11 protein-coding genes are annotated in these 12,665 nt (G+C 35.2%); all 11 read left to right on the forward strand.

Features of this window, described 5'->3' with window-relative positions:
* The first annotated feature begins 207 nt into the window (after positions 1–207).
* The 11 genes from nusB to spoIVB all read left to right on the forward strand — a co-directional run bounded on the left by nusB (position 208) and on the right by spoIVB (position 12,514).
* The gene (gene nusB / locus BKP45_RS09580) at positions 208–609 is read left to right on the forward strand and encodes a transcription antitermination factor NusB (RefSeq protein WP_071389476.1); all 402 of its coding nucleotides are present in this window, start codon (positions 208–210) and stop codon (positions 607–609) included.
* A gap of 78 nt (positions 610–687) precedes the next feature.
* Entirely contained in the window at positions 688–1,548 is an 861-nt protein-coding gene (gene folD, locus BKP45_RS09585; protein ID WP_071389477.1) for a bifunctional methylenetetrahydrofolate dehydrogenase/methenyltetrahydrofolate cyclohydrolase FolD, read from the forward strand.
* A gap of 12 nt (positions 1,549–1,560) precedes the next feature.
* On the forward strand, positions 1,561–2,904 hold the full coding sequence (gene xseA, locus BKP45_RS09590) for an exodeoxyribonuclease VII large subunit (RefSeq protein ID WP_071389478.1): 1,344 nt from the start codon (positions 1,561–1,563) through the stop codon (positions 2,902–2,904).
* A 10-nt stretch (positions 2,905–2,914) separates the two neighbouring features.
* Positions 2,915–3,145, forward strand: coding sequence for an exodeoxyribonuclease VII small subunit (locus BKP45_RS09595; protein ID WP_071308440.1), 231 nt, complete (start codon positions 2,915–2,917; stop codon positions 3,143–3,145).
* A gap of 3 nt (positions 3,146–3,148) precedes the next feature.
* Positions 3,149–4,036 (forward strand): polyprenyl synthetase family protein, encoded by an 888-nt coding sequence (locus BKP45_RS09600; protein WP_071389479.1) that lies wholly within the window; start codon positions 3,149–3,151, stop codon positions 4,034–4,036.
* A gap of 961 nt (positions 4,037–4,997) precedes the next feature.
* Complete coding sequence (locus BKP45_RS09605; RefSeq protein ID WP_071389480.1) at positions 4,998–5,609, forward strand: hypothetical protein; 612 nt, start codon at positions 4,998–5,000, stop codon at positions 5,607–5,609.
* Between the two features lie 9 nt (positions 5,610–5,618).
* Positions 5,619–7,508: a 1-deoxy-D-xylulose-5-phosphate synthase gene (gene dxs, locus BKP45_RS09610; RefSeq protein WP_071389481.1), complete on the forward strand. Its 1,890-nt coding sequence runs from the start codon at positions 5,619–5,621 to the stop codon at positions 7,506–7,508.
* A gap of 2 nt (positions 7,509–7,510) precedes the next feature.
* A complete protein-coding gene (locus BKP45_RS09615; protein WP_071389482.1) occupies positions 7,511–8,329 on the forward strand; it encodes a TlyA family RNA methyltransferase in 819 nt (272 codons plus the stop codon).
* Positions 8,330–8,903: 574 nt separating this feature from the next.
* Entirely contained in the window at positions 8,904–9,353 is a 450-nt protein-coding gene (ahrC, locus tag BKP45_RS09620; protein ID WP_071389483.1) for a transcriptional regulator AhrC/ArgR, read from the forward strand.
* A gap of 29 nt (positions 9,354–9,382) precedes the next feature.
* Positions 9,383–11,119 carry a DNA repair protein RecN gene (gene recN, locus BKP45_RS09625; RefSeq protein ID WP_071389484.1) on the forward strand — a complete coding sequence of 579 codons (1,737 nt, stop codon included), beginning with the start codon at positions 9,383–9,385 and terminating at the stop codon, positions 11,117–11,119.
* 120 nt (positions 11,120–11,239) lie between these two features.
* Positions 11,240–12,514: a SpoIVB peptidase gene (gene spoIVB, locus BKP45_RS09630; protein WP_071389485.1), complete on the forward strand. Its 1,275-nt coding sequence runs from the start codon at positions 11,240–11,242 to the stop codon at positions 12,512–12,514.
* Positions 12,515–12,665: the final 151 nt, after the last annotated feature.

Below are 12,665 nucleotides of genomic sequence, written 5' to 3' on the forward strand. Positions count from 1 at the left end.
AGGAAGTAAGTATGTCCACGAGTCATCTTTTTGTACTTTTCTAAAATGAATTAGGTCATACCATGCTTTTAAAATTTTATGTTATTGTAGATAAAAATAATGTGTTATTTTAATACTAATAACTAATTGTATTCTGTATTGAAAAACAAGATTATGATATGATCATGTTTAGGAAAATGGTATTGTATTTAAAAGGAGAAATTACGTATGAAAAGAAGGCTTGCGAGAGTAAAAGCAGTTCAGTCCCTTTTTCAAGTTGATATGAGTGGAACTGATAAAAATGAAGCAATAAGCAACGTATTAGAGGATAATGAAAAAAAAGATGAGTTTTTAGAACGATTAGTTACTGGCACGTTAGATCATTTAGAAACAATTGATAAACTTTTTAGTGAACACCTCCAAAATTGGAAAATAGATAGAGTTGGTAATGTTGATCGTGCAGTCATTCGTATGGGTATTTTTGAGATGATGTTTATTGATGAAATTCCTATAAATGTTTCATTGAATGAAGCAATTGACGTTGCGAAAAGTTTTGGTGGCGAAGAATCAGGACGTTTTGTAAATGGTGTTCTGTCCAAAGTTGCAGAAACGTTAAAAACAGGAGTTTAAAATAAAGGGATTCTTCAATCTAAATTTAATGAATTAGAAAATCACACAATTAATAAAAAAGGTAAGGGGTAAAGAAATATGTCAGCATTAATAATTAGTGGGAAAGAATTAGCAAAAGAAAAAAGGGAAAGTATGAAAAAAGAAGTTGAACTTCTTGGGAAAGAAGAGTTACAACCTGGACTAGCAGTTATATTAGTAGGAGAAGACCCAGCTAGTCAATCCTATGTGAAAGCAAAACAAAAAGCTTGTGAGGAAATTGGAATTTATTCCGTTCTTTACAAACTAGAAGATAATGTTACAGAAACCGAATTGTTAAATCAAATTGAGGCTTTGAATAATGACCCTAAAATACATGGTATACTCGTACAATTACCGTTGCCTGCTCATATTTCGGAAAAGGCTGTAATTGAAAGTATTTGTCCGAACAAAGATGTTGACGGGTTTCATCCAATTAGTGTCGGGAAAATGATGATTGGTGAAGATACGTTTTTACCATGTACACCATTTGGAATTGTAGAAATGATTAAATCAAAGGGAATTACCATTGAAGGTAAGCATGTTGTTGTAATTGGCAGAAGTAATATTGTAGGAAAGCCAGTGGGACAATTACTTCTTAATGAAAATGCAACCGTTACTTATTGTCATTCACGTACGAAAGATATGAAAAATATTACAAAACAAGCAGATATTTTGATTGTTGCTGTCGGTAAGGCTAACTTTATTGATGCGAGTTTCATGAAGCAAGGATGTATAGTTATCGATGTAGGAGTTAACCGTTTAGAAAGCGGGAAACTTTGTGGAGATGTCGTTTTCGAGGATGCGAAAGAAGTTGCATCTTATATTACTCCTGTACCAGGTGGTGTAGGTCCAATGACAATTACTATGCTTCTCTTTAATACAATACAATCTGCCAAAAAATCAATCGTAACAGTTAAGTAAGGAGATGTCTTAATGTCAAATGATCAAATATTTACGATTACATCCTTAACAAAATATATCAAGCGAACATTTGACAATGATGAAGTGCTAAAAAATATTTGGGTAAAAGGTGAACTTTCAAATTTTAAAAAGCACAGCCGAGGCCATATGTACTTCACGATTAAAGACACACAATCACGAATCCAAGCAGTTATGTTTGCTGGGAATAACCGGTTTTTGAAATTTATTCCTGAAGATGGTATGAAAGTTCTTATTCGGGGCTATGTATCAGTCTATGAAGCAAATGGTCAATATCAAATGTATGTTAATGAAATGCAGCCTGACGGTGTTGGTAATCTTTACCTTGCTTTTGAGCAACTTAAAAAGAAGCTAGAAATAGCTGGATATTTCGATGAAAAGTACAAAAAGAAAATACCAAGCTTACCTACAAAAATTGGTGTAATCACCTCACCTACTGGTGCTGCTATTAGAGATATTATTACAACTCTAAAAAGGCGCTTCCCTATTGCCAGTATTACTTTATTTCCTGTTCTGGTTCAAGGGGGGGAAGCGCCAGCTTCAATTGCAAAAGCTATTCAAAAAGCTAATAATTTAGGTGACTTAGATGTTCTTATCGTTGGGCGCGGTGGAGGCTCAATTGAAGAGTTATGGGCCTTTAATGAAGAAATCGTTGCAGAAGCAATATTTGAGTCAAATATTCCTGTTATTTCAGCGGTCGGTCATGAAACTGATGTTACGATAGCTGACTTTATTGCTGACCTTAGAGCAGCTACACCTACTGCAGCAGCTGAACTTGCTGTTCCTAACACGGATGATCTTTTGGAAAAAGTAACACAAAGGAAAATTAGATTTCTAAGAGCTATTGTAAAAAGGATTGAAACAGAACGAAGAAAACTTACAAACCTTCAGAAATCTTATGCATTTCGTTATCCAGAGCAACTTATAAAACAGAAAGAACAACAACTAGATCGTCAAATAGAAGATCTACAAAGAAGCATGATGTATATTATTGAGAGAAAAAGAAGCGCTCTGGCCCATTTACAAAAAGATGTTGTTAGAAATCATCCGCATGCAATGGTTCTAAAAGTAAGAGAACAATTACTTAAAAATGAAACACTTTTGCAACAAAGTTTAATTGGGATTCAAAAAGAAAAAGAGTTTTCCTTTAAACAACTTTTGACCAAATTAGAATCATTGAGTCCATTAAAAGTAATGACACGTGGATATAGCTTAGCTTACACAAAAGAAGATAAGTTAATTAAAAGTGTGACTGATGTATCTAAAGGCGAAGAATTAACAATAAAGTTAAAAGATGGATCAGTTTATTGTCAAGTTGAGAACATTAAAGAAGTGTGAGGTGAATACATTGAGTGAAAAAAAAGATATATCCTTTGAGGAAGCGATGGAGAAACTTGAAGAAGTTGTTGGGAAACTTGAACAAGGTGATGTTCCACTTGAGGAAGCCATCTCTATGTTTCAAGAAGGAATGACACTCTCAAAATTTTGCCATGATAAACTAAAAAATGTTGAAAAAAGTATGGATCGAATTTTACGTGAGGATGGAGAGTTAGAATTTACGACATTTCAGGAGGAGTAACTAGTGACAAGTGTAAATTTATCGTCGTTCATTGAAGAAAAAAAAGCACATTTAGAAACTAAGCTTCCTGAATATGTTCTGCGATTAGATGCGCCTTGCCAGTTAAAAGATGCAATGCTTTATTCACTAAAGGCTGGTGGGAAACGTCTCAGACCTTTGTTATTATTTGCAACATTGGAAGGGTTTGGGCAAAACTATAAATCTAGTCTGCCGGTAGCTTGTGCTCTTGAAATGATTCACACATATTCATTAATCCATGACGATCTTCCAGCAATGGATGATGATGATTTTCGGCGAGGGAAGCCAACAAATCATAAGGTTTATGGTGAAGCGACAGCTATTCTTGCAGGTGATGCGCTACTTACCTATGCCTTTCAGATCATTTCAACTATGGATCAAATAGCCCCAACGCAAAAGTTAAGCTTAATAACGGAACTTGCTAAAGCATCAGGACCAGAAGGTATGGTTGGTGGCCAAATAGCAGACATGGATGGTGAAAATAAAGGTTTATCGTTAGATCAGCTAGAGTACATTCACCTACATAAAACGGGTGACCTTTTAGGTTTTTCCATTATTGCTGGAGCGATATTATCAAATGCAAAAAAACAAGACATAAAAAACCTTAGGGAATTTGCGAAACATTTAGGATTAGCATTTCAAATTAAAGACGATATTTTAGATATAGAGGGAAAAGAAGAAGACCTTGGCAAGCCTGTCGGAAGTGATATTACAAATGAAAAGAGCACGTATCCAAAGCTATTAGGTTTAGTTGGTGCAAAGAAAAAATTAGCTAATCATATTTCAGCTGCAAAAGAATATCTTTATAGTGTCAACATGAAATATGAAAAATTAGAACTAATTGTTGATTATATTGTAAATCGTGACCATTAAACTATAATTTTTAGCTTAATTTTTTAAAGAAGTATTATGGTAGCCTTAAGGTTTTGCTTTGCCAAGTTTTCTATATTGTTGATTTTGTTTGTACCATGCTATAATTGTTTAAAGTAAGTGGTGCAGTATTCTAGTCGGTCCTCCATTTTCGAAGGCGGGCCTAAAAATCCGCTAAAGGGCACATCGATGAAGTTCCTAGTTTTGGCTTGAGGCGCCCAGCCTTGGGTCATTGCTGGGAGTAAAGGGAGTAGGGCGATCCACAATGGCATGTGGGCGTTGACCCTCCTTCCGCGGAGGCCTTAATTCGTGGAATTCTCTTGGGAATGATAATTTTACGAATTACGGTATGAACCTGCATAGCAAGTTTCCCCTTGTTTGCAGCGTAGCCTGCCTTGAGTGGAGTAGAGGGGATTATGGATACTAAATTGTATACACTGTATTATATTATTAGTGATCCACATGAAATCTGCTCTGCAAAAGAGGATAGAGAATGTGTAGGGGCTGTTGAGGAAAACTCCTAGACTGTTCGCAAGACATTTAAAGGGGATTATAGTGCGTTCTAAGTGGTAATCTAGTCTAGCGTTTGGTGACAGCGCTAAGGTGGATTTAAAGGGAAACCGCCAATGTGGCGACACGTCGGTATCTACTTGGGAAAACCTACTGGACCTAAGACGCAGTCTTTACTCTTTAAATGACCACTTACAAATACATAAAACTCACTTTAAAGAATTATAGATTGTTAAAAAAATATGCTCTTCTTTTTTTAAAAAAGGTAAGAATTTATAAATTTCTAACTTGGAAACTGTCTAGCTCCAGGCGCCATCGGCTCGACCACTTCAGCCCTTCTCTTTCGGTCAAAAAAACGACCGAAACGAGTAGGTCTTCCAGTGTTTGTCGCCGATAGGTGGGCGCCTTGCGCTTTTCTTATATTAAATGAAAGATTGGTGTGTACTAAACTTTTATGAATAAAATTAAAGCTTCTTTAAATTGGACTTTAGCGATCGCCGTTATCACTCTTGTGTTAGCGGCTATTTTTTCCATTGTATCAACCTTTTTTTTAAGTGGTGTTACTTGGGGAGTAGGAATGTTCATTGTATTTCTGATTGTACTAGTAGGTATTATTTTTGATACAATAGGAGTTGCGGCTACTGCCGCTGAAGAATCTCCTTTTCATGCGATGGCAGCCGAACGTATTTTAGGTGCAAAGGAAGCGGTATTAATTACAAGAAATGCCGACCGCTTTGCAAACTTTTGTAATGATGTTATTGGTGATATTGCTGGAATAATAAGCGGTACAGCAGCTGCTTTTGTAGTTTTGCAATTAGCCAACTCATTAGGTCAAGGTGAAAATACTAGTTATCAATTTTGGATTTCTGTTTTTTTCACTAGTATTGTGGCAAGCCTTACAGTTGGTGGTAAATCATTAGGAAAAACAATTGCCCTAGAGTTCGCAACTCCAATTATTTTCCAAGTAGGTAGATTATTTTATTTATTACAGGTAAAATTGAAAATAAATATTTTAAATAATGGCAAGAACAAAGATAAGAAAAAAAAGAAAACCAAAAGAAAGTGAGGGTTTTTCTTGGATATAAAATCAATAGATGAACCAAAATTTCTTAAAAATTACAGTTTAAAACAACTTGAAACGCTAGCTGAGGATGTACGAGGTTTTCTGGTGGAAAAGCTTTCGGTTACAGGGGGACATTTGGGTCCTAATCTAGGGGTAGTAGAGTTAACACTTGCATTACACAAAGAATTTAATAGCCCAACTGATAAAATAATTTGGGATGTTGGACATCAAGCTTATGTTCATAAGATTTTAACTGGACGAGCAAATCGCTTTGATGAACTCCGCCAGTATAAAGGGCTTTGTGGGTTTCCGAAACGATCTGAAAGTGAACATGACGTCTGGGAAACAGGTCATAGCTCAACATCTCTATCTGCTGCAATGGGGATGGCTGTTGCAAGGGACTTAAAAGGTACAAATGAAAATATTATTGCAGTAATTGGTGACGGTGCTTTAACTGGTGGAATGGCGCTAGAAGCCCTTAACCATATTGGGCACGAACAAAAAGATCTGATTGTTGTATTAAATGATAACGAGATGTCTATTGCTCCAAATGTTGGGGCTCTGCATAATGTATTAGGAAGGCTTCGTACCGCTGGGAAATATCAAAAAGCAAAAGATGAGTTAGAACAATTACTGAAAAAAATTCCTACATTTGGTGGGAAAATTGCTGCAACAGCAGAACGACTTAAAGATAGCTTAAAATATTTATTTGTATCAGGAATGTTCTTTGAAGAAATGGGTTTTACGTATTTAGGACCAGTAAACGGTCATGATCTTGAAGATCTCCTTGAAAACATAAAATATGCCAAAAAAACAAAGGGACCAGTTCTTATACATGTATTGACAAAAAAAGGTAAAGGTTATGGACCGGCAGAAAATGATGCTTTGGGAACATGGCATGGATTAGGCCCCTATAAAATTGAATCTGGAGAAGTTGTAAAAAAGCCTGGGCCTCCTAGTTATAGTGCTGTATTTGCTAATACTTTAGTGAAAACAGCTAAAAATGATAATAGGGTTGTTGCAATTACTGCAGCAATGCCTGGTGGAACGAGGTTAGATATATTTGCAAAAGAATTTCCTGATCGTATGATTGATGTTGGTATTGCTGAGCAACATGCTACTACGATGGCAGGTGGTTTGGCTACCCAAGGGTTAAAGCCAGTATTCGCTGTATATTCAACATTCTTACAAAGAGGATATGACCAAGTTGTACATGATATTTGTCGTCAAAATTTAAATGTCTTTTTTGCAATTGATCGCGCTGGTTTGGTGGGAGCTGATGGTGAAACTCATCAAGGTGTATTTGATATCTCGTTTTTAAGGCATATTCCAAACATGACAATTTTATCTGCTAAAGATGAAAATGAATTACAACACTTAGTGTATACAGCAGTTCAATATAATGACGGACCTATTGCTGTTCGTTATCCACGTGGTAACGGCTACGGTATAAAAATGGATGAGGTATTAAAAGAGATACCAATTGGAAAATGGGAAGTCCTTAGAGAAGGTTCAGATATTACAATTTTAACATTTGGAACTACAATTCCTATGGCTGAGGAAGCGGCTGAATTATTAGCGAAGGAAGGTATATCTGTAAAAGTAATTAATGCTAGATCAATTAAACCGGTGGATTCAGATATGTTGTTAGATCTAGCAAAAAGAAAATGTCCGATTTTAACGATTGAAGAAGCGACACTGCAAGGTGGATTTGGAAGTGCGATAATTGAATTTTTCCATGATAACGACTGTCATGGTTTGATTGTTGACAGAATGGGAATACCTGATCGATTTATAGAACATGGGAGTGTGTCTGAATTAATGGAAGAAATCGGGTTAACAACAAAAGGTGTAATAAATAAGGTTAAACATATGCTCCCTAGAAAACAGCAGAGGGCATAACGATGGGAAAAAAAGAAAGAATTGATGTTCTCTTAGTTGAAAAAGGCTTATTGGAGACGAGGGAAAAAGCAAAGAGATCTGTAATGGCTGGTCTGGTCTTTTGTAATAACGAAAGAATTGATAAACCGGGTGCAAAGATTGATGTTGAATCAGAGTTAACTGTTAAAGGCAACCTCATACCGTATGTTAGTAGAGGTGGTTTAAAGCTTGAAAAAGCAATAAATGAATTTCAATTTGATTTAAATGATAAAATTGTTTTAGATATAGGATCATCAACAGGTGGTTTTACAGATTGTGCACTACAAAATGGAGCGAAACTCGTCTACGCTGTAGATGTTGGGTATAACCAGCTAGCATGGAAATTAAGACAAGATGATCGAGTTGTTGTAATGGAAAGGACAAACTTCCGTTATGTAACTCAGGATACATTTTCAAAAGGGTTACCGGATTTTGCAACCATTGATGTTTCTTTTATTTCTTTAAGATTAATTTTACCTACATTAACGACGGTATTAAACGAAGATAGTCATGTCTCTGCTTTAGTAAAACCTCAATTTGAAGCAGGTCGTGATGAAGTTGGAAAAAAGGGAATTGTCAGAGATGAACGAGTTCATAAACAAGTATTGGAAGAGACTATTAACTTCTCTTTAAATACTGGTTATGATGCACTAGGTCTTTCTTATTCGCCGATTAAGGGTGGTGAAGGAAATATAGAATTCTTGTTGCACCTTTATTGGAGTGGTAAAAAAGAACAAGGGGAAAATAAAATTCCTTCTATTGACGATATTGTCATATCAGCACATAAAAAGTTGAAAGAATAAAACATGAAAGGGTATACTGCATTAGTCAGTATATTCTTTTTTGCATTATACAATATTTTCATTTTATGCCCGTTCTCTTGGGCATGCAGATACGCACGGTTCCTCCTATTCTGATCGATTACTCTTCCGTTGTGCTCCATTCTCTGTTTATTTGTGCGTTCATGCAGTAGTGCACAATCGATTCTCCTAAACTGTTCCTAAACAGTGCTTGAATGAACAGCCTACCGATAATTGGTAAGAATTAATTTACACTCTTAAGGGGCAAGCAAGGCCCCCACCTCAAAACTTAAGAAAATCGAGAAGTTTAGGTGGGGGATAAACTGCCCCTAAAGGTCCGATATAGAATAACTTTCATCAGTGAAAGCTGGTGATTAGTTATTCTTATGCCCGTGGTATAAGTTGAACTAACAATCCGTGGGGGGTGAAAGAAAACCCCCACGGATTGAAGTTTAGCTTTATACAATGTTTTCCTAGATTATTTCATTGTATAATGTATAAAAATAAGTTAATATACAATTAGTTAATATATAGAATAAGGCTAAATAAATGGTTTACACTTTTTGGAGGAGATGTAATGAATAAAGGGCAACGTCATATTAAAATTCGAGAAATTATTGCTAATAATGAAATTGAAACTCAGGATGATTTAGTGGACAATCTAAAAAATGCTGGTTATAACGTTACACAGGCTACTGTTTCAAGAGATATTAAAGAATTGCACCTTGTAAAAGTACCGATGTTAGATGGTAGATATAAATACAGCTTGCCAGCAGACCAACGGTTTAATCCTTTACAAAAACTAAAGCGTTCGTTAATGGACTGCTTTGTGAGTATAGATCAAACTAATAATTTGATCGTGATGAAAACTTTACCAGGTAATGCTAATGCTGTAGGGGCTTTAATTGATAATTTGGATTGGAATGAAATTTTAGGAACAATTTGTGGTGACGATACAATCTTGATTATTTGTCGAACAAATGAAGACTGCCCTGTACTTGTTAAGCGTTTTTTAGAAATGCTCTAGGGTGAGATGTAACCAAGGAAGTGAATGATGTGTTAATTGAGCTATCGATTAAAAATTTTGCCATTATTGAAGATTTAACAATACCTTTTGAAAAAGGTCTTACTGTATTAACTGGTGAGACAGGTGCTGGGAAGTCAATAATTATTGATGCCATTAGTTTACTTGTCGGGGGAAGAGGATCTTCAGAATTTGTACGTCATGGAGCAAATCGTTCGGAAATTCAGGGTCTATTTTTTATTGAAGATCAAACTCATTATATATACAGTAAGGCACAGCAGTTAGGGATTGAAATAAATGAGGATCAAATGGTTATATTACAAAGAGATATAACAGCTCAAGGTAAAACCATTTGTAGGATTAATGGTAAGTTGGTAACTCTCGCAATTTTGCGTGAAATTGGACAAACATTGGTTGATATTCATGGCCAACATGAACATCAACATTTAATGCAAGTCGATCGTCATCTATCATTACTTGATCAATTTGCAGATGAAAAAATAAATAATGCCATTATGGAATATAAAGAAATTTATAAAACCTTTGTCTCGTTAACTAACCAAGTGAAGCAATTTTCCGAAAACGAACAACAGCTAGCTCATCGTTTGGACTTACTACAATATCAACTTAATGAAATTGAAAAAGCAAACTTGACTCCTGGTGAAGACAATACGCTTTATGAAGAGCGGTTGAAACTTTCTAATGGTGAAAAGCTTTATAAAATGATTTTTGATAGTTACCATAGTTTATATGGTGATGGGAAAGGTTTAGATTGGGTAATGCTCGCCATGAATAATGTTGAGGAAGCGGCTTCAATTGATAAGGAATTAACTTCACTCAAAGAAACGGTTGATAATTGTTATTATTTATTAGAAGAAGCATCTTATTCATTAAGAGATTATTATGAGTCAATTGAATTTGATCCTAATCGATTAAATTTTATTGAGTCTAGACTTAATGAAATATTGCAGCTAAAACGTAAATATGGGGAAAGTGTATCAGAAATATTAGAATATGCTTCTAAAATTGAAGAAGAAATTGACTCTCTGCTCCATAGAGAGGAGAAAATTGAAAAACTTGAAAGTCAATTAGAGAGTATTATTCAAGATCTTTTTATTGAGGCTAAAAATTTGACGCAATTAAGAAGAGAAGCAGCAATTGACCTCACTGAACAAATATCTCGTCAATTAAAAGACCTGTATATGGAAAAAACAAAGTTTCACATACAATTTACGGATAGGACAGCCACTGATAAGGATCCAATGATAGATGGGAAAAATATCTATTTTAATGAGGACGGGATAGATAAGATTGAATTTTTACTATCTACGAATCCTGGAGAACCATTAAAGCCTTTAGCAAAAATTGCTTCAGGAGGAGAAATTTCGCGTATAATGCTAGCATTAAAATCAATTTTTTCTACCCAGCATGGTGTAACTTCACTCATTTTTGATGAGGTTGATACTGGGGTTAGCGGGCGTGTAGCCCAGGCAATAGCTGAAAAAATCTATAATGTTTCAACAAAGTCACAAGTACTATGTATTACTCACTTACCACAAGTTGCTGCTATGGCAAATACGCATTTATATATATCTAAAGAACAATCAGATGATAAAACAGTGACAAAAGTTGCTTCCTTGCAAGAAAAGGAACAAATTGAGGAAGTTGCACGAATGTTATCTGGAGTTAAAACAACCGACTTAACAAGAGAAAATGCTAAAGAACTTTTAAGTCAAGCTAATAAAAAGAAATTTATCTTGAAAAGCTAACCAATTAAGGTTAGCTTTTTTTATTGTTTGTTAGTTATAAATGTAGTGTTAAGAGGTAACATTAATATTACAGCCAATCATGGAGGTGTAGGTTAGGAGCGAGGAGAGTGAAGGGAAAAAATGGTGGAAAAAAGAAAGATTATAGGTGTAATTCTCCTTGTTTTCGTTATAAGTATCGGATTTTACAAACCGATCCAAAAATACGTCAGTATCCCAAAGGAGTTGGTACTTATTGAAGGCCAACAAGAGGATTTGCAAAAAGCGTTTCCTGTATTTAATCTTTCCTCACAAAGTGATTTTGTAAAAGTAAATGAGGATACATTTACAGTAGAAGGTGCTAAGCAAGGTGATGCTAACGTGACAGTTACAGTGGGAGGGGCTCCTGTAAAAAATGTCAATGTAAAAGTATTAAAAGATATAAGGGTAATTCCGGGTGGACAATCAATAGGTGTCAAGTTAAATACATTAGGAGTGTTAGTCGTTGGTCACCATTTAGTTGACAGTAAAGATGGTGAAAAGTCTCCAGGAGAAATTGCTGAAATTGAAGTAGGCGATATTATTACTAAAATTAACGGCAAGAAAATAGAAAATATGACACAAGTAACTCCGTTTGTTCAAGAAGCTGGTGAAAAGAAAGAACCATTAAAGTTAGAGATAATGCGTGAAAACGAAATACTAAAAAAAGAACTTACTCCAATAAAGGCTAAAGGAGAAAGCTCATATCGGCTTGGTTTATACATTAGAGATTCAGCAGCTGGTGTAGGAACACTTACTTTCTTTCACCCAAATACCAATAAATATGGGGCATTAGGCCATGTAATTTCTGACATGGATACCCAAAAACCAATTATTGTAAACGATGGGCAAATTGTTAGTTCATTAGTTACATCAATTGAAAAAGGTAGTAATGGTGATCCAGGAGAAAAGCTAGCACGCTTTACTAATGACAGAAAAGTATTAGGGACCATTACGAAGAATAGTCCATTTGGAATATTTGGCGAATTACATGATCCAATAAAAAATAATGTTTTAGATCAAGCGATGCCAATAACGTTATCGCATCAAGTAAAAGAAGGGCCAGCGCAGATTTTAACTGTTGTAGAAGGTGAAGAAGTTAGAAAATTTGATATAGAAATTGTGAGTTCAGTTCCACAAAAATTTCCTGCAACTAAAGGTATGGTAATCAAAGTAACGGATCCAGAACTTTTAGAAGCGACAGGTGGGATCATTCAAGGAATGAGTGGTAGTCCTATTATTCAGGATGGTAAGGTAGTTGGAGCAGTAACACATGTGTTTGTTAATGATCCAACTAGTGGTTATGCTTGCCATGTTGAGTGGATGCTGCAAGAAGCAGGAATTGACATTTATAATAACGAAAAGGCAAAGGCGAGTTGAATCCAACTCGATCTAAGCCTTTTTTTTGTGGGAAAATGACTGAACCACCCTTAATATATAATAATTGTAATTTTTATTCCATTATTGCTGAATAACATGGTATTATATACGTAAGTAGTAAAGAATTTTCGACAAATCAGCATTTTGATTA

This window comes from Anaerobacillus alkalidiazotrophicus (assembly GCF_001866055.1).